This window comes from Mycobacterium sp., from assembly GCF_035499775.1.
Classification (GTDB): Bacteria; Actinomycetota; Actinomycetes; order Mycobacteriales; family Mycobacteriaceae; genus Mycobacterium.
Genome location: NZ_DATJYB010000384.1, coordinates 27,588 through 45,910 on the forward strand (window position 1 = coordinate 27,588; position 18,323 = coordinate 45,910).

The window sequence follows — 18,323 nt, forward strand, 5'->3', positions numbered from 1 at the left end:
CGAGTATTGGCCTACTCTATGCGGCTCGCGGGCGAGCGGGCATCCTCGACCATGCGGACAACACGACTGTTGAGGCTCGCAGCGGAGGAGCGGACGTGATCGATCTGACCGAACGGGTCCCAGTCGGCACGCTGCCGCTTCCGCCGAAGAATCCGCTTTCGTTCCGGCAGCGCCTGAAAGCGCTCAGGAATTTTCACACCGGGCTGGAAGCGCTGCGCGACGCGGGCGGACCGGTTAGCCAGTTCTGCCCGCGCTTTACCCGGCTGATCCCGGCTGTCGTCATCGTGACGTCACCGCAGGGCGGGCGGGACATTCTGAGCCGCACCGATGCCTCCGTCGACCGAACCAGTCTTCATGCCGAGATGCGGCATCTGTTGGGCGACAACCTGTTCGACGTCCCCCACCGGGAATGGGTGCGTCGCAAACGAGCGCTGCAACCCGTCTTCACCAAGCAGCGTGTCCGGGCCTTCGCCCGTCACATGTCCCAGGCCGCCGAGACGGTCTGCGCGGGTTGGCTCGACCGCGCCGAGATCGATCTCGACACCGAAGCTCGCCGGCTTACGCTACGCGCGCTGGGCCGCTCGGTGTTGGACCTGGACCTCGATGAACGCGCCGACCTCATCGCCGAGCCGTTGCGGGTGGTACTGAATTACGTCGCCGATCGTTCCCTTCGGCCGTTCCGGGCGCCACGATGGTTGCCGACGCCCGCGCGTCATCGCGCACGCGCCGCCAACTCCGCGTTGCACCAGATCGCCAACGACATCCTGCAGGGCTGCCGTGCGGACCCAACCCGGGATGCGCCCCTGGTGCAGGCTCTGATCGCGACGACGGACCCCGAGACCGGCCAGGCGCTGTCCGACGACGAGATCTGCCACGAGCTGGTGATATTCATGGCCGCCGGCCACGACACCACCGCAACCACGCTCGCGTATGCGTTCTGGGCCCTCGGCCGCAACCCCGATATTCAGCAGCGGGTCGCCGCCGAGGCCATCGCGATCGGCGATCGGGAACTGACACCTGAAGACATCCCCCAGTTGGGCTACACGGTTCAGGTGCTGCACGAAGCGCTGCGGCTGTGTCCCCCGGCGGCCGCGATCGGCAGGACCACGCTGCAGGATGTCGAGGTCGACGGGTACCGCGTCCCGGCGGGAACCATTGTCGTGTACGGCGTCTGCGCCGTTCACCGCGATGCCGCACTCTGGGACGACCCGTTGACCTTCGACCCGGACCGGTTCGGCCCGGGCAAATCGCAGGGTCGCGACCGCTGGCAATATATTCCGTTCGGCGGTGGCCCCAGGTCGTGCATCGGCGATCACTTCGCGATGCTGGAAGCCACCCTTGCGTTGGCCACCGTCATCAGGCGCACCGAAATCGACTCCCTCGAAGCGGATTTCCCGCTCGCCGTGCCGATGACCACAGTTGCCGCAGCACCGATCCCTGCCCGCGTCAGAGCACGCAGCCACGCGGCTGATCCGAAGGATCACCGCGAATCGCCGTCAAGGAGTGATCATGAGTCAACCGCATGACACCACCGCTGCGACCCAGCTCAAGAAATTGGCTGCGGTGCTGACCGCTGCGGCGGTTGTCGCGACGCCTGCCGTCGTGCTCACCAAACGGGACATCGACCTGCTGCTGCAGGTTGGGTCGTGACAAACCCGTACCTGGAGGGCCATTTCGCTCCGCTGCACGAGGAGTACACCCTGACCGACCTCGAGGTCGACGGGACGATCCCCGATTACCTGGACGGGCGGTATGTACGGAACGGGCCCAATGCGATCGGTGAGCTCGACCCCCGGCGTCACCACTGGTTTTTGGCCGACGGCATGGTGCACGGCCTGCGCATCCGCGACGGCAGGGCGGAGTGGTACCGCAACCGCTGGGTGCACGGTCCCCAGGTGGCCAGGGCGCTGGGCGAGCGGCCACGGTCGTCGCGTTGCGGCACCTTGCCAATCGGTGCAAATACCAATGTGATTGGGCACGCCGGCAAGACCCTCGCGGTGATGGAAGCCGGCGCCGCTATTTACCAGCTCACCGATGAGCTGGAAACCGTAGGTGTGTGCGACTTCGGCGGGACACTGACCGGCGGGTATACCGGTCACCCCAAACGCGATCCGGAAACCGGTGAGCTGCACGGTGTTTCGCATAGCCCGTTCCGCGGCGACCGGGTCCAATACTCGGTGATCGGCGTCGACGGTCGGGTGCGCCGGACCGTAGACATCGAGGTGGCCGGCGGCCCGATGATGGACAATTTGTCGTTGACCGAGCGTTACGTCGTGTTCTACGACCTGCCGGTAACCTTCGACGCCCGACGGGGTGCGGCCCTGATGATGCCACCCGGCCTGCGCCTGCCCACGCGACTGTTGTTGTCGGCCATGGTCGGCCGGGTCCGCATCCCGGGCCCGTTCAGTTCACGCCCGCTCCGGTCGAAGCTCAACGACCACCCCTTCCCGTACTCGTGGAATCCGAAGCACCCGGCCCGCATTGGTGTGATGCCACGCGAGGGCAGCAACGCCGACATTCGCTGGTTCGACGTGGAACCGTGCTTCGTATTCCACCCCATGAACGCCTACGACGACGGCGACACCATCGTGATCGACGTGGTGCGGCACCCGAAGGTGTTCGACCGCAACTGCCTTGGGCCCACCGAAGGACCGGCCACGCTGGACCGCTGGACCGTCGATCTCGCCGACGGCAAGGTGCGCGAATCGCGCTTCGACGATCGTGGGCAGGAGTTTCCCCGCATCGACGAGCGCCTTTTCGGCAAGCGGCATCGGTACGGCTACGCGCCCGTCGGCGAGATCGCCTTCGGCGACACCCTGCTCAAGCACGACTTCCTGCGCAATAACACGCAGTCGCGCTGCCTCGGCGCGGGAAAGGCGGTCGGCGAGTTCATCTTCCATCCTTCGTCCGCCGACGCCGCTGAGGATGACGGCGTGCTGTTGGGGTATGTGTATGACCGAAGCACCGACCGCAGCGAACTAGCGATCCTCGATGCGCAGACCCTCGAGCACGTCGCGAGCATCAAACTGCCGCACCGAGTGCCCGCCGGATGCTGCGGCAGCTGGGTACCGACGGGCAGGTGACAATCGTTACTGCTCGGCGCCGACGGGGGTCTCCACTACGACGGCCTCGGTCGGCTCGGGTGACCTTGCCTCGCTGATACCGAACCGCTGATGAACCCGCACCAGCAGTTTGGGTGCCCACCAGTTGCCGCGGCCCAGCACGTGCATGAACGCCGGCAGGAGCATGACCCGCACCAGCGTCGCATCGACCAACACCGCCAGCGTCAGTCCGACACCCAACATCCGCATGAACGACACCTGCGCCGCGATCAACGCCGCGAACGAAATCGACATCACCAGTGCGGCGGCAGTCACCACGCGGCCGGTGTGGGCCAGGCCCAGCGCGACGCTTTCATCGTTATCGGCCCCGGAGCGTCGGAACTCGAGCCAGTACTCGCGGATCCGCGACACCAGAAACACTTCGTAGTCCATCGACAGCCCAAATGCGATGCAGAACAACAGCACCGGCATGGCGGCCATGAGCGTGCCGGTGGACGTGGTGCCGAATCCGCCCAAATGCCCGTCTTGGAAGATCCACACCAGCGCACCGAACGCGGCGCTCAACGATAATACGTTGAGCAGCAACGCTTTCAAGGGCAAGACCACGCTACCGGTCAGCAAGAACAGCACCACGAACGTGATCGCCGCGATCAGACTGAGGACCAGCGGCAGCCGGGATGTGATCGCGTGCGAACTGTCGCGGTTGACCTGCGCCAAGCCGGTCATCAGGACGCGCTGGCCGCTGGGGCCGGCGACGGCGTGCAAGCGGTCCAGCTGAATCTCCGAGGCGGGCGAGAACAGCGGCGCGACGCTGCCGATGGTGAGAAATGCACTGCCGTCTTTGATCACCGCCGCCGCCGACGGCGGCCCGACCAGCGAGCCGCCGACGAAGGTGCCGCCCGGCGCAGACACCGAGGTCACGCCGGGAACCTTTGACAGCGCAGCCGCATAGCGGGCGAGCTCGTCGGGGGTAACCCGGTTCATGTCCGGAATTACGCCGATCACGTTGGCGGTCGCATCGCCGCCGAAATCGGTGCGCAGCTGCTCGGCGACCTGGCGCACCGAGGCCGACGAAGGCAGCACCCGATCGTCGGCGAAGCCCCATTTGATGCCGAGGAACGGTGCGCCCAGCAGTAACAGCACCGCGATGATGGCGACTCCCACCGGAATCGCCCGGCGCATCACAAACCTGGTCGAGCGGTAGAAGAAGGCTTGCTCAACGGGACGCCGCACCGGTTCCGGACGACCGAAGACGCGGCGGCCCAACCGGCGCACATCCAGTGCGTCCAGCCGGTCCCCGAGCAGCACGATCGCCGCCGGCGTGACCACGATCGCGGCCACGGCGGCGAACGCAACCACGCCAATCCCCGCGTAGGCAAACGACTTCAGGAAATACATCGGGAACAGCACCATCGCCACGATCGACAACGCGACCGTCACCGCCGAGAACAGCACGGTGCGCCCGGCCGTCGCCATGGTGCGCACCAGCGCGTCCTCGCGCCCGGCGCCCTCGGCCAGCTCGTCGCGGAACCGGCTGACCACCAGCAGGGTGTAATCGATGGCCAGCGCCAGCCCCATCGCCACGGTCACGTTCAGCGCGAAAATCGACACGTCGGTCACCAGGGCAACGGTGCGCAGCACCGCCATCGAACCCAGAATCGCGAACCCGCCGACCGCCAACGGCAGCATGGCCGTGAGCACACCGCCGAACACCCATACCAGCACCACAAAACTCAGCGGGATGGCGATGGACTCCATCAGGAACAAGTCGTTTTCGGTTTGCGCGTTGATCTGTATGTAGGTGATTGCATCGCCGGTCGCGCGGACCGTGACGCCGTCGCGGTCGTGCACCAGCTGGTCGTTCAGGTCCTTGGCGTGTTTCTGCGCACCGTTTTCCCCGCCGGTGATGCCGGCGACGATCAGACCGGTCTTCCCGTCTTTGCTGATCAACGACGGCGCGATCGACGGCGCCGCGGTCCACGCCGAGTTCAGGCCGGCGACGTAGGGCGACGCCTGCAGACGCTGGATGATGTCGGTCGCGACGGCGCGGGCGGCGGGACTTTGCACGCCGGCGTCCGACGTCACGGCGATGACCATCTGCATGTCGCCCTGGCCGAACTTCTCGGACAGCAGCCGGGCGGCCTGGGACGACTCGCTGGTCGGATCGTGAAGACCGCCGGCGGACAGGCTCTTGGCCACCCCGATGCCAAAGATCCCGGCGCCCACCATGATCAGCGCCGCCACCGCGATGACCCGCCGCGGCGCCGCGATCGCGAGTCGAGCGATGCGTTCTAGCACAGCTGTCCTCCCGGCCGCTCTACCCAAGAGCTGATGCTGGTGACCAGGTCGGCGGCCGTCAGGCCGAGGCCGGCATGGATCTCGCTGCGCGAGGCGTGAGCGAGGAATCGCTGCGGCACACCGATACTGCGCACCGGTGTGTCGACTCGCGCCTCGCTCATCCGGGCCGCCACCGCCGAGCCGACCCCGCCGTGCAGACCCGAGTCCTCCAGCGTCACGACCAGTTTCACGTCGCTGGCCAGCTTCACCACTTGTTCGGGGACCGGCAGAACCCATCGGGGGTCCACCACCGCGACGGCCACACCGCGCTCCGCCAATGCCGTCGCCGCCGTCAGCGCCATCGCGGCCAGCGGCCCGACCACGACCAGCAGAACATCGGGATCTTGTGGGCGGCAAAGCACATCCACGCCGTCGATTCGTTCCACGGCTTCGATATCGGCATCCACCGATCCCTTCGGGAACCGGATCGCGGTCGGCCCGTCGTCGACCCCGAGCGCTTCGCCGAACTGCTCACGGAGCGAGGCGGCATCGCGCGGGGCGGCGACTCGCATGCCGGGCACGATGCCGAGAAGCGACAAGTCCCACACGCCGTTATGGCTGGCGCCGTCGGGCCCGGTGACGCCCGCCCGGTCCAAAACGAATGTCACCGGCAATTTCAGCAGTGCGACGTCCATGACCACTTGGTCGAAGGCGCGGTTGAAAAACGTGGAGTAGACAGCCACCACCGGATGCATACCGCCGAGCGCCAGTCCCGCCGCGGAGGTGACCGCGTGCTGCTCGGCGATCCCCACGTCGAACATTCGGTTCGGAAACCGGGCTCCGAACGCGGCTAAACCGGTCGGTCCCGGCATTGCGGCGGTGATCGCCACGACGTCGTCGCGGCGCGTGCCCCACTCGAGCAGCTCGGTGGCAAAGACGTCGGTCCACTGCACCGCGCCACCGGGTGAGATGGGTTTGCCGGTTCGAGGGTTGATCGGTCCGCAGGCATGCATGCGGTCAGCCGGATCTTGCTCGGCCGGAGGGTATCCCATCCCCTTTTTGGTGACCGTGTGGACGACGACCGAGCCACCGAGTTCCTTTGCGGTGTGCAAAGCCTGCTCGAGGGCGCAAAGATCGTGTCCGTCGATCGGGCCGAGATACTGGATGCCCAGATCCGTGAACAACGTCCGCGGACTCGACGCATCCTCGAGTTCCTGCATCCGCAGGCTGGTCAAATGATCGGCAAGCCCACCGATCGTCGGTGCATAAGACCTGCCGTTGTCATTGACGATGACGATGACCTGACGGCTCTTGCCGGCGGCGATGTTATTGATTGCCTCCCAGCACATTCCACCGGTGAGCGCGCCGTCACCGACTATCGCGACCACGCGACGGTCCTGGCGGCCGGCCAGCTCGAACGCTTTGGCCAATCCGTCGGCGTAGGACAGCGCAGCAGACGCGTGCGAAGATTCGACCCAATCGTGTTCGCTTTCTGCTCGCGACGGGTAACCCGACAGGCCGCCGGAGGCGCGCAACTCATCGAAGCGGTCTTGGCGGCCCGTCAACAGCTTGTGCGGGTAGGCCTGATGGCCGGTGTCGAAAATCAGGGCGTCACGCGGTGATTCGAATACCCGGTGCAGCGCGATGGTCAGCTCGACCAGACCGAGGTTCGGACCGAGATGGCCGCCTCGCACCGAGACCTTCGCAATGAGGAATGCTCTGATCTCGGCGGCGAGCTTCGTCAACTCGTCCCGCGACAGACCGTCCAGGCAGCGCGGGCCCCGAACCCGGCCGAGCACGTCGGCTGAGACCGCAACTTCCCCCGTGTCGTCCCGATCAGAGATTACTGTCATGCCGCAACTCTGCCGATCGTCGGTGCCGGTGTCTTGCGTAGTCGACCACTCGAATCGCATCGCGTCACGTCCTACGCCTGAAAGCACTACCCGGTCTTACGCGATTAAGCGGAAGCCCCGACCGGGCTTGCGTATTCGCGGCTGCCGGAGGAGCTTTGATCAGCGCCGGCGAACTCGTACTGCGCCTCGTCGAAGTTACGCACCGCACGCCAGTACTCCCAGCTGAAGCCCGGCCAGAGGGCCCGATTGATACCGGCGTCGTCCAGAAAATAGGGGTTGCAGCCCGCGGTGGACCACACGCGTTTCGCCAGCCGGCGATGGATTTGCTGGTTGTACCGGTCCTGTGCGTCGCGGCGGATTTGGATGGAGACGGCCGCGCGCTGCTGTATACCGTCCATGGCGCGCAGCACCAATTTGATCTGCTGCTCGATCATGAACACGATCGAGTTGTGTGCGATCGCACTGTTGGGGCCCATGATGAAGAACGCATTGGGCATCCCCGCGACCGTGACACCCAGGTGAGCGTGCATGCCCGATCTTTTCCACCGCTGCTGCAACGACTCGCCATCGCCGAGGCGGATATCCAGCGAGTCGATGCCACCGGTGACGTTGAACCCGGTGCCGTAGATGATGACGTCGACCTCGCGTTCGGCGCCGTCCGCGGTCACGATGCTCCCGGGCCGCACCTCGGCGATACCGTCCGTGATGACTTCGGTATTGGGGCGGGCAAGCGCCGGGTAGTAGGTGGGCGAATACAGGATGCGCTTGCAGCCGATCTGATAGTCGGGGGTGAGTTTGGCCGCCAGCACCGGGTCCTTGATGCTCTTGCGGATGTTGGCCTTGGCCGCCCATTCCATCGGCTTGTGCAGCGTCCCGTACCCGTGCAGCGCGATGGCCTGCGCCTCCGCGAACCAGTATGCCGAGGCTCGGAAAATGTTGCGGATCAACGGCACTTTGGCGAAAAGTCGCCGAACAGCCTTGGGGACGCCCGGGTCGAAGCGACCCACCACCCAGGACGGGGTGCGCTGATACAGCTGCAACTGCCCCACTTGCCCGGCGATGACCGGCACGAATTGGACAGCGCTGGCGCCGGTGCCGATCACGGCGACCTTCTTGCCGGTCAGATCCACCGTGTGATCCCAGCGCGAGGAATGGAACGCCTTCCCGGTGAACGACTCAATGCCTTTGAGGTCGGGGAATTTTGGCACCGTCATCGGGCCGACGCCCATCACCAGGAACTGGGCCGTCACGGTGCGCCCGTCGGCTGAGCGCAGGCGCCAACGCGAAGCCGGCGCATCCCAGCGCGCTTCGACGACCTCAGCGCCGAAAAGCGTCTTGCGGCGTAAGTCGTACTTGTCGGCGATTCGTCGTAGGTATGCGTGGATCTCGGGCTGCGAAGACCACACCTTGGACCAGAACGGGTTCTGCTCAAACGAATACGAGTAGGCGACCGTCGGCACGTCGCAGCCGCAGCCCGGGTAGGTGTTGTCGCGCCAGACCCCGCCGACGTCGTGCGATTTCTCCAGGATCACAAAGTCGTCGCGCCCGCGTCTGCGTAACTGAATCGCCATGCCGAGCCCGGAGAACCCGGCGCCGATGATTGCGACGGTGGTTTCCAGGTGATGGGTCTGGTTCATGCGTATTTGTCCGTTCTCTTGAGCGGCGACGGGAAGAAGGCGGGCACCCGACGGGCGTAGTCGCGGTAGGCCGCGCCGAAGCGGGCGACGAGGTCGCGCTCCTCCAGGAAGGTGCCCAGCAGGATGTAGCCGGTCAGGCCGGCCGCCCACAGCAGGTGCCCGACCGTGAAAGTGCTTGCGCACCAGAAGCACAGCAGCAGGCCGGTCATCAGCGGATGCCGCACCAGGCGGTAGGGCCCCTGCACCTGCAGCCGGTCGGAGGTCGCGTCAGCGACGCGGGTCACGTATGCGCGGTAGGCCTGGCTGATGCCGAGCAGGTGGAAGTGGTTGAGCAGCAGGGTGGCCGCGTAGACCAGCACGAAGCCGAGCCAGAACCCGGCGTCGAGCACAGCTCCGAGGATTCCGGTGGACGACCAAATCCGTTGCGGCAGCGGCTGCCAGCCCAGACACAACACCCAGACGGCCAGGCTGGCCATCACGATATAGACGGTGCGCTCCAGCGCTTCGGGCACCCAGCGGGTGACGAACGACTTGAATGCCGGGCGGGCCATGCCCGAGTGCTGCAGACCGAACAGCGCCAGCAGCAACAGGTCGATCAGCACCGACGGGGCGGTCGACAGGTGCGGCCCGGCGTCGACCGTCTTCGGCAGCCACCAGCCCCCGGCGAACAGCAGCAGCAGCGGCACGGTCACCCCGGCGAAGGCATATCCGCTGAACGCCAGCAGGATTGGCACCAGCCGACGCCGGTCCGTCAGCACCTCCTGCGCCTGCTGTGGCGTGATCAGATCCATGCGAACCACGGCAGGTATCGCGAGCGGATGGTGCCCTGCTCGAGCCGCTTTTCGAATTTGGCCTTCCACCGCTCGCCGTAGCTCACGTCGAGGAATGTTTTGGGAACGACCAGGCGCCAGGCCGAGCTGAGCACCATCCAGTAGGGCACGATGACGGCGGGCCGGACCTGATTCATGAAATCGAGCTTGTCGGGGATCTGGCTCCAGTGGATGCCGGGATAGCGGTGGTGCACGCTGTGGTAGCCCTGGTTGAAGATCAGGAAGTTGAGCACGTTGCCCACGGTGTTCACCGACTTGCTCGGGTCGTCCTCATAGATGCGCGCCGGGGCGTGGCTCAGCCAGGCGAAGTAGCCGGAGTTGACCTGGGTCACCAGGAACGGGATCCAATAGAACAGCACATATCTGGTGGGATCGGCGACCAGCCAGGTGGCCAGCAGCACTGCGACGACCAGCGTCAAGTCGATCACGAACTGGCGGCGCCGCTTGCGCCGACCGGCCGACGCATCGGCCGCGAAAACCGTTCGCACCGTGTGGTTCTTGACGATCGTGCCGTACCTGATCCAGTACCAGACAGCGCGCAACCCCCGCTCACGTCCTTCGGTCGAGGTAATGTCGCCGGGCCCGTTGTCGTAGCGGTGGTGGTTGAGGACGTGCACCTCGCGCATCTCGGCCGCCGTCAGCGCGGCGGGGACGCAGCACAGCACGTCGATCACTCGGTTCGCCCGCCGTGAGACGAACAGCGGTCGATGGGTGTGCATGTGGAGCACACCGATAGTGATCGACAGGTTCAGCAGCGACAGCGTCACGATGAGCGGCACCGCCAGATACCAGTTCGTCGCGGCAGGCACCAGCAGGCCGACGGCCAGCAGCCCGAACCAGCACACGATGTGCATCAGCGGGCCGACATTCGCCGGATGCTCGAGCCTCAGCACCCTGCGGCTGAACGGCGGTTTCTCGGCCTGTGCGGCGGGCGCTGCCGGGCTGGGGGCGGTCGATTCGGTGATCATGCTTGGGCTCCTGGGGTCGAAGCGTCGAGGGCCGCGAGCTGGAATTGTGCGGCGAGGACCTGCATCGCGTCGGTGTCGCGCGGCCGCAACCGCTCCAGGGCGCCGAAAGCCAGATGATCGGCAACCATCATCCGGCGCACGTCGGCGACCGAAAGTTCGCCGTTCAGCGGTTCTTCCGGCAGAGCGTCCACGAGCGCGAAGGTGGTGCCGACGATCAGCGGCCCCATCGAGGGCGCCATCGAGCGCGGGTCACTCAGACCGAGCACCTCCCCAGCGGCCTTGTTCGCCGGGTCGAGGGAACCGTCGAGCAACCGGTGGATCGCCTCGTCGACGGATCGCCGCACCCGCTGCAGCATCGCGGTCCACCGAGCGGGCGAGCGGGCGGCCAGCACGGCCGCGCCCAGCCGCAGCCGGCGACTGTAGGGCGCGGGCGCCCCGACGGCGGCACACAGGAAAGCGGTTGTGGTGATGGTCATGTAGGCCATCGCCGTCCGGGCACCGCGGCTGGGAGTCCGCGGCCCGACGCGGGCCAACAGGGCGAAGCCGCCCAGCGCCGGGGCCAGCAGCCGTAGCATCACCGCCCGGGTCAACTCGTCACGGTCGCCGGCGCCGTAGAGCGCCAGTTCGCCGTCCCGGAGATCGTTGGCGAGTTGGGCGATGACGCCGACGCACCCGGCCAGCTCGGTCAGATCGGCCTCGGCACAAGCGTCTTCGGCGACCAGTGCGCACGCGTAGTGCGTCACCCGGCCGAGCACGCCCTCGCTGTAGGCGACCCGCGGCAGCGGCGAATCGAGGTTGCGGGCCATCACGGCCCCGACGTCAGCCAGCATCTCGCCAACCCGTTCCCGTCCCGCGGCGGGCAGCGCGGACAGCAGCGCTCGGATGTCGTGGATGCGCTCGGCCAGCACCAGGTCGACGGCTTCGCTGTCGCGGACGGCGACCGCGTCCACCAGTTGCGGAGGCGTGTCGGTGGCGCCGGTCAGGTAGGCCACGGCGGTCAGCACGGCGTCGCTCGCCAGCGAGCGGTCGATGAGGTCTTCGTAGGCGTCCAGGACCCGGCAGGCCAGCAGGGCGGCGCCGGCCTCGGCCCGCAGGCCCGCGGGCAGGAACGCGGCCGCGATGCCCAGGTTCCGGGCCGCCGGGACCAGCGCCAGGCGGGCCAACTCGTCGGGTGACCTGGCCGCGCGCAGCGCGGCCAGGTCGGGTGCGCGGCGCAGTTGCCGAAACCCTTGAAGAATCCCCGAAACCGCGCCCGGCCGTTGCCCGGTCACCGGGAGACCACCCGCGCCGTGAGTGTGCACAGGTACTCGCGCGCCGGGGAGGGCGGGAAGGCGTCCATCTCCCGGCAGGCCGTGTCGGCAGCGGCGACGGCCACCGAGCGGGCGGTACGGGTGGCACCGCTGTGCACGAGCTCGGCCTGCAGGTCGGCACTGGAAGTCCGCCCTGAGAGCCACATCTCACGAGCGCCGAGCCCGGTCGCCAACCATTCGATCACCGGCCAGGTCGGCACCCGGCGGTCGAGGTCCCCGCCGGCCTCCTTGCCCAGCGCGACGCCGCCCTCGACGTCGCGCACGTCATCCATGATCTGGAACGCGAGGGCGAGCTGGTCGGCGTAGCGCATCAGGGCCCGCAGCCGGTCGTGGTCGACGTCGCCTGCGGTGCCGCCGTAGGAGCAGGCCAGCCGGAACAGGGTGCCGGTCTTCGCCCCCACCACGAGTTCGTAATGCCTGCGCAGGGCGGCGTCGTCGACGGCGGGCGGCAGGGTCTCGACGAGCTGGCCGAAGGAGAGGTCCGCGAGCCGGGTGTTGTAGGTGACGCCTGGGACCTCACCGAGCTCGGCGAACACCACCGGATTGTCGGCGAGCACGCGCGCGAGTACCTGTAAAGCGTTGCCCGCCAAGTGGAATCCGGCCCGCGCGGCGGTGCGGACACCGAACATGGCCGGTACCGACGGGGCACCGCGCCGGGAGAGCGAACCGTCGCAGATGTCGTCGTGCATGAGCGAAGCCTCGTGGAACATCTCGATCGCGCAGGCCACGTCGACGGCGTCGGGCAGCGACACGGCAGCCGCCGAGGGCAGCAGGCGGGCGCAGGCCAGCACCATGCCGGCCCGGACCCGTTTGCCGGGGGCGGCCAGCATGTGGCGGTAGATGGCGTCGAAACTGCCACCGGTGACCAGGATTTCGTGCAGTCGCGCACCGATCAGGGTCAGTTGATCGGGCGGAGCCAGCAGCGCAGGTTGGTCAGCGAGCATGGCACGCCCCCATCGGGAACCGATTGCGGGCTTCGGCCGCCGGTGGGTTGTCCTGCACGTTCGGGTTGATCAGCAACAGGTTGGGCAGGATCATCGAGCGGCTTCCGCAGCCGATGGGCCAATGCTGTTGTTTGCCCAGGTGCCCGCGCAGCGCCGCATCCGGTCGCCGATCGAGCTTCGCCACGGGGAGGCGTTCGGGTGTCGGTGCCATTTCGGTCATGGCGGTAACTCTGGCGACCGACCACCGTGGTGTCGCGCGTAGTCGACTACTCAAATTGGCAAACGGGGGCTACCCGGGTGTATGCCGCGGGCCGCGCTGCCGGTTGAGAACTACTGGCGGGCACCCGTCACTGCAACGAGTCGAGCATCGCTTGGGCGTCGCCGTCAGCGCGAATGGGAGCGTCGCCGTTTTGCTCGAAGACCACGAAGGCCGACTGGTGGGTCGAGGGGTTCAGCAGCTCGCTGAACCAGCCGGTGACCGGAAGCGCGCCGCTGCGCGTCGACCCGTCAGCGTTGAAGCTGATGCTGGCTTGCTGTTGAAAGTTTCCGCTCCCCAACGGTATCGGGTTGGGCGCGCCCAGGTCCCTGACGTTGGTCAGACCTGTCGTCGACACGTTGCTCAAGTTGGCGATGTCGCCTTGCAGCACGGCGATGGCATCCGTCCCGGTGGAAGGTTTGACCTTGATCTCCATTTCCGCGGTGGCGAAGCCGTTGTGGAGCACCGCCCAACCTGGACCCTGGTTTGCGACGACCCAGCCCGGCGCGGGGTTGACCGAGATGCCCGACCCCAGATCGAGCCCGTCGGCCGCGGTCAGCGTCACCGCCGGTCGGTTGCCGATGGTGGTCAGGGCGATTGCCGCCGTCGTGGCGGCCACGATGGCGACGAGCCGCACTCCGCGCCCAATCCATTCCCAGCGGCGGGGGCGCTGCGTTGGCGCCGGAGTGCGGCTTGGTCGCGCGACTGATGTGGTGTTGGCTCTCGGTGTCGACAAGGCGTGCATGGTCTGACTCCTCTGCTGGATCGGCGGTTTGAGGGATTCGCCGGTTCTCATTTCACCCGGCGGCGCTGACGCTGTCCATGACCGGATTGAGGTGGCTCCGCACATCGAACTGGGGATGCGAACACCTGGCCAACGCCGCGTGTCGACGTGACGGCGGGAGCCCGTCCGACAGGCGAACGCCGCTCAGTTCTGGCGGCCGACCAGCTCGGCGACGAAACGATCGATGAAGTCGCCCAGTGGCGTGCTACCGACCGGTCTGATGACGAATTTCGTCAACCCGGCGTCCAGGTAGGCGTCGAGTTGACGGTGCAGCCGGTCCCAGCCGGCAGCGACCAGCTCGCCGGGATCAACATCCGGACGACGCCGGCGGACCGCTGCAACGACCTGCGCCGGCAACTCACTGTCGGCGACAGCCAGAGAGATGCCGAAGTGATCGGACTCGATGTGCCGCTCCGCTTCCGCCGCGGCACGTTCGATCTCCTCGCGGCCCTTCCGCGCTTCGGACGGGGTGAGGAAACTGCCCAACCAGCCGTCGGCCAGCGTGCCGATCCGACGAAACGCCGCGGGCGAGGAGCCGCCCAGCCAAATGTCCAGCGGGGGCGCCGGCCGCGGTGCGACCGCTGCCCCACTGACCGTGAAGAACCTGCCGCTGTAGCTGGCCGAATCGTCGACCAGCGCCAAGCGCAGCACCCGCAGCGACTCGTCGAACACGGCGGCCCGCTCGCCGCCGGGAACCACGAACACCTCACGCTCGGCGGGAATCGCTGAGCGCAAACCGAATACGGGCAGAACGCGCTTGGGCGCGAGTGCCGCGAGCGACGCCAACTGCTTGGCAACCAGCACCGGATGACGCCCGGGCAACACCGCCACCGAAGTGCCCACCTTCAACCGGCTGGTGCGCGCCAGTGCATAAGCCATGCCGACCACGGGATCCACCGCCGGGGAGTAGACGAGTTCGGAGAACCACAGCGAGTCCACCCCGCTGGACTCCAGATGATCGACGATCCCGTCGAGTTGGTCGGGAGCGGTGTCTGCACCCAGCCCGACCCCGAAGCGAATCTTCACCTGGTGCTCCCTCCGCGTCGCCGCACACGTTCCTAGCGCAACGCAGGATGCCCGCCGTTTGTGCCCCTGAGCAGATCTGCGAAAACGTGCGCCGCCGAGGTCACCCCCGCGTCGTCGTCGGTGGCCACCAGGTCGAGCAGCAGTCCGCGGGTGACCGCCAGGCCCAGGCGCACCAGCGCCGGGTCGCCCGTCCCACCGGCCGCCTTGTCCACCTCGGCCAGCCAGGAATCGACCGCGCCCGGCACCATCCGGACAAACGGCCGCTCGCCCTGGGCGCCGCGCGAGTAGCACTCGAAGAACAGGCGCTCGAAGGGCCGTAGCTCGGGCCGGGACAGGGTGGCCCACATCGCGGCGAAACCGTCTGCCGGTTCGGTGGGCAGGTCGGACAAGATTGCCATCTGGCGACGTTCGACCTCCTCGATAATTGCGAGAAGCAATTCGTCGCGGGAGGCGAAGTGGTGCAGCAGCATTCGGTGGCTGGTCCCGACGGCGGCGGCGACTTCACGCAGCGACCGGTCCCCGATGCCGCCGGTGGCGAATTCTTCGACTAGTGCAGCGAGAAGTTGCCGGCGCCGCTGGACGTCAGGTGTGCGGGCCAAGAGTCTGCCGCAGTTGCTCGCTGCGGTGCTTGAGGCCATGGGCCTCCATCTCCAGGTAGCGACGCGTGGTGCGCAGCATCAGCCGGCCGACGAGCGCGCCGATCGGACCCGCCTGCTCGAGCTCCTGGCGCACCAGGGTGCGACCATCGGCGATCGGCGTCAGCGTGTGTACAGCCGAGGTCGTGCCACCCGGGGAGCCTTGCGCCCAGGTCCACGACACCCCGGGAACGACGTCGGTCACCGCCCAAACCAGCTTCGGCAGCTTGGGCTGCTTGATCTCGAAGCGCTTGCCGACCGCGAGGCCGGGCCCGTCGAGGGCGATCAGGCTGGTGATCGAGGCGGTCCATTCGGGCCAGCGCTCGACGTCGCTGAACACGTCCCACACCAGGGCTGCCGGTGCGTCGATTTCGATGCCGCTCTCCGTAATCATGTACCATACGGTACATCAATTGGCATGGTGATGGCTAGGGCCCGTCGGCGAGCGCGCGCAAAATGCCAGCCCGGCATGTTTCTGTACATTTGCGGGCGCTCGCCGACGGGTGTCGCCTGGCAAGGGCGCCGGATAGGCTTCGGCAGATGGACTTCGAGTTGCGCCGCAGCGATTTGCGCCAGACCCGCTTTCTGTCCGCCGACGCGCCGCCGCCCGAAGACGGACAAGCGCTCCTTCGGGTCGAGTCCTTCGGGCTGACTTCGAACAACATCACCTACGCCGTGTTCGGCGAGGCGATGAAGTACTGGGATTTCTTCCCGGCCTCGGACCCGGACTGGGGAAAGCTGAACGTCTGGGGCTACGCCCACGTCGAGGAATCGCGGCACGCTGGCCTGGCGCAGGGGACGCGTGTTTACGGCTACCTGCCCTGCGCCAGCCACCTGCTGGTCGTCCCGGACCGCATCAACGAGAAGGGGTTCGTCGACGCCGCCCCGCACCGGGCGACGCTGCCCTCGGCCTACCAGGGCTACCGCGACGTCGCGACCGATCCCGTCTACTCGCCCGGCCGCGAGGCAGAGCACATCCTGTTCTTTCCGCTCTTCTTCACGTCTTTCCTCATCGATGACTTCCTGGCCGACGAGAGCTTCTTCGGCGCGGACACCGTCGTCATCTCCAGCGCCTCGTCGAAAACGGCGATCATCGCGGCCTATCTGCTCGCCAAGCGCGAGGGTATCGAGATCCTGGGCCTCACCTCGGCAGGCAACCGTGAGTTCGTCGAGGGACTGGACATCTACGACGCGGTGCACCTCTACGACGACGTGTCCCAGCTGCCCGGCGACCGTGCCGTCTACGTCGACATCTCCGGCGACGGCGCGGTCCGCACCGCCGTGCACGCCCGCTACGGCGACCGCCTCGCCCACAGCTCGGCGGTCGGTATGACCCACTGGACCCAAATGGCGCCGGGCGCCGGCCAGCTCGACGGCCCGCGCCCCGTCTTCTTCTTCGCGCCGGACCGCATCAAGAAGCGCGGCGCCGACTGGGGCCCGGCGCAACTCGACCAAAAAGTCGCCGAGTCGTGGGTGCCGTTCGCCGAGTGGGCGTCGGATTGGCTTCGCGTCGAACGGATCTCGAGCGAGGACGAGATCCAGCGGGCTTACCTCGAGCTGCTCGACGGGAAAGTCGACCCGGCGGCCGGCACCATCGTGGATCTGTGACGCGTCAGCTGTAACTAGCCGGCGCCGGGCGTGATGATCGGAAACTGAATCTGGTACCAGGCCGGCGGCGGCTGTTGTGGCTGTGGTGGCTGGGCGGCCGCTTCCGCCGGGTGCTGGGGACAGTAAGCGCGCTCCGCAAGTGTGGTGAAATCGGCGGCGCCGGACATCGTGAACCCTGGATTGCTCGCCGAAACCGTCTGGATGACATCGCTTCGTTTCTGACCCTGGTTAATCCAGTCGCACACCTGCTTGGCGGCAGCAATGGCGTCAGGTCCGCTGTGATAGCTGATGCCGTCTTTGTCCAGCGCGGCCAGGAAGTTCGCGTCGGGGCCGGGGTCTGCGTGTGCCGGCGCCGCCAAGCCGGCCGCGGCGGCCAAGGTCGAAAACACCAGAAGCGTTCGCATCACTTCATCCTCGTACAAGTCGACCCCGTTGTCCCGTCCAGCTGCGAGCCCTGGGGCGCCGCGCTTCAGAGCATGTGGTTAGCCTGCCAAGTATGGTCACGTCGCCTGCCGCGCTCACCGCCCGAGAGCTGGAATTGCGGCAGCAGGTTCGCGCATTCCTGGCAGAGACGCTGCCCTGGGGCAAATTCGAGCCCGGCCTGGGGATGGCCGCCCCGGTCAACCGGGCGTTCTCGGCCGCGCTGGCCGAGCGTGGCTGGATCGGGATGGCGGTCCCGGCGCGCTATGGCGGTCGCGACGCCACCGCGGTCGACCGTTTCGTCGTCGTCGAGGAGCTGCTGCGTTGGGGTGCCCCGGTTGGCCACCACTGGGTGGCCGACCGACAGATCGCCCCGGTGCTCGTGCGGTATGGCACCGAGGAACAGAAGCTGTCGTTGTTGCCCCGAATCTGCCGGGGCGAGTTGTGTTTTTGCATCGGGATGAGCGAGCCGGACGCCGGCAGCGACCTGGCGTCGGTGCGGACGCGAGGGGTGCGCGACGGCGACGGCTGGCGGGTGTCGGGTGTCAAGGTGTGGACAAGCAACGCGATGCGCGCCGACTTCATGATCGCGCTGTGCCGAACCGGCGACGGCGAACGCCATGCGGGGCTGAGCCGCTTCCTGATCGATATGCGCAGCCCCGGCGTGACGGTCAAGCCGATCCCCTATGTGGACGGCAGCACCGACCACTTCG

The 18,323-nt window shown here is 67.2% G+C and carries 18 protein-coding genes; 5 read left to right on the forward strand and 13 right to left on the reverse strand.

What is annotated here, in order from left to right; translation table 11 throughout:
• Positions 1-95 precede the first annotated feature (95 nt).
• Genes VML93_RS23760 through VML93_RS23770 form a run of 3 tightly spaced genes read left to right on the forward strand, consistent with a single transcriptional unit; the run spans position 96 to position 3,083 of the window.
• A complete protein-coding gene (locus VML93_RS23760) occupies positions 96-1,526 on the forward strand; it encodes a cytochrome P450 (protein WP_325614729.1) in 1,431 nt (476 codons plus the stop codon).
• Positions 1,510-1,650 (forward strand): hypothetical protein, encoded by a 141-nt coding sequence (locus VML93_RS23765; protein WP_325614730.1) that lies wholly within the window; start codon positions 1,510-1,512, stop codon positions 1,648-1,650. The genes VML93_RS23760 and VML93_RS23765 overlap by 17 nt, the downstream gene beginning before the upstream one ends.
• Positions 1,647-3,083 (forward strand): carotenoid oxygenase family protein, encoded by a 1,437-nt coding sequence (locus VML93_RS23770; RefSeq protein ID WP_325614731.1) that lies wholly within the window; start codon positions 1,647-1,649, stop codon positions 3,081-3,083. Before VML93_RS23765 ends, VML93_RS23770 begins: the two co-directional genes overlap by 4 nt.
• 6 nt (positions 3,084-3,089) lie before the next feature.
• Here VML93_RS23770 and VML93_RS23775 read toward each other — a convergent pair whose 3' ends face one another.
• The 12 genes from VML93_RS23775 to VML93_RS23830 all read right to left on the reverse strand — a co-directional run bounded on the left by VML93_RS23775 (position 3,090) and on the right by VML93_RS23830 (position 15,976).
• Positions 3,090-5,360 carry an MMPL family transporter gene (locus VML93_RS23775; RefSeq protein ID WP_325614732.1) on the reverse strand — a complete coding sequence of 757 codons (2,271 nt, stop codon included), beginning with the start codon at positions 5,358-5,360 and terminating at the stop codon, positions 3,090-3,092.
• Complete coding sequence (locus VML93_RS23780) at positions 5,354-7,192, reverse strand: 1-deoxy-D-xylulose-5-phosphate synthase (RefSeq protein ID WP_325614733.1); 1,839 nt, start codon at positions 7,190-7,192, stop codon at positions 5,354-5,356. The genes VML93_RS23775 and VML93_RS23780 overlap by 7 nt, the downstream gene beginning before the upstream one ends.
• Positions 7,193-7,296: 104 nt before the next feature.
• Positions 7,297-8,829, reverse strand: coding sequence for an NAD(P)/FAD-dependent oxidoreductase (locus VML93_RS23785; protein WP_325614734.1), 1,533 nt, complete (start codon positions 8,827-8,829; stop codon positions 7,297-7,299).
• Positions 8,826-9,620, reverse strand: a complete 795-nt coding sequence (locus tag VML93_RS23790) for an isoprenylcysteine carboxylmethyltransferase family protein (RefSeq protein ID WP_325614735.1) — start codon at positions 9,618-9,620, stop codon at positions 8,826-8,828. The genes VML93_RS23785 and VML93_RS23790 overlap by 4 nt, the downstream gene beginning before the upstream one ends.
• A complete protein-coding gene (locus tag VML93_RS23795) occupies positions 9,611-10,627 on the reverse strand; it encodes a fatty acid desaturase (protein ID WP_325614736.1) in 1,017 nt (338 codons plus the stop codon). Before VML93_RS23795 ends, VML93_RS23790 begins: the two co-directional genes overlap by 10 nt.
• Entirely contained in the window at positions 10,624-11,898 is a 1,275-nt protein-coding gene (locus tag VML93_RS23800) for a hypothetical protein (protein ID WP_325614737.1), read from the reverse strand. Before VML93_RS23800 ends, VML93_RS23795 begins: the two co-directional genes overlap by 4 nt.
• The gene (locus VML93_RS23805; RefSeq protein ID WP_325614738.1) at positions 11,895-12,881 is read right to left on the reverse strand and encodes a polyprenyl synthetase family protein; all 987 of its coding nucleotides are present in this window, start codon (positions 12,879-12,881) and stop codon (positions 11,895-11,897) included. Before VML93_RS23805 ends, VML93_RS23800 begins: the two co-directional genes overlap by 4 nt.
• Positions 12,871-13,101 carry a hypothetical protein gene (locus VML93_RS23810; RefSeq protein WP_325614739.1) on the reverse strand — a complete coding sequence of 77 codons (231 nt, stop codon included), beginning with the start codon at positions 13,099-13,101 and terminating at the stop codon, positions 12,871-12,873. The genes VML93_RS23805 and VML93_RS23810 overlap by 11 nt, the downstream gene beginning before the upstream one ends.
• Before the next feature lie 127 nt (positions 13,102-13,228).
• Positions 13,229-13,774, reverse strand: coding sequence for a hypothetical protein (locus VML93_RS23815; protein WP_325614740.1), 546 nt, complete (start codon positions 13,772-13,774; stop codon positions 13,229-13,231).
• A gap of 291 nt (positions 13,775-14,065) precedes the next feature.
• The gene (locus VML93_RS23820) at positions 14,066-14,947 is read right to left on the reverse strand and encodes a TIGR03854 family LLM class F420-dependent oxidoreductase (protein ID WP_325614741.1); all 882 of its coding nucleotides are present in this window, start codon (positions 14,945-14,947) and stop codon (positions 14,066-14,068) included.
• Between the two features lie 32 nt (positions 14,948-14,979).
• Positions 14,980-15,546: a TetR/AcrR family transcriptional regulator gene (locus VML93_RS23825; protein ID WP_325614746.1), complete on the reverse strand. Its 567-nt coding sequence runs from the start codon at positions 15,544-15,546 to the stop codon at positions 14,980-14,982.
• Positions 15,530-15,976, reverse strand: a complete 447-nt coding sequence (locus VML93_RS23830) for an SRPBCC family protein (RefSeq protein ID WP_325614742.1) — start codon at positions 15,974-15,976, stop codon at positions 15,530-15,532. Before VML93_RS23830 ends, VML93_RS23825 begins: the two co-directional genes overlap by 17 nt.
• 146 nt (positions 15,977-16,122) lie before the next feature.
• On the opposite strand from VML93_RS23830, the gene VML93_RS23835 reads away from it, so the two are divergent.
• Positions 16,123-17,190, forward strand: a complete 1,068-nt coding sequence (locus VML93_RS23835; protein ID WP_325614743.1) for a DUF2855 family protein — start codon at positions 16,123-16,125, stop codon at positions 17,188-17,190.
• 14 nt (positions 17,191-17,204) lie between these two features.
• On the opposite strand, the gene VML93_RS23840 is transcribed toward VML93_RS23835, so the two are convergent.
• Positions 17,205-17,594, reverse strand: coding sequence for a DUF732 domain-containing protein (locus VML93_RS23840; protein ID WP_325614744.1), 390 nt, complete (start codon positions 17,592-17,594; stop codon positions 17,205-17,207).
• 92 nt (positions 17,595-17,686) lie between these two features.
• On the opposite strand from VML93_RS23840, the gene VML93_RS23845 reads away from it, so the two are divergent.
• Positions 17,687-18,323, forward strand: a 637-nt coding sequence (locus VML93_RS23845; protein WP_325614745.1) for an acyl-CoA dehydrogenase family protein, incomplete at its 3' end; no start/stop codon positions are given.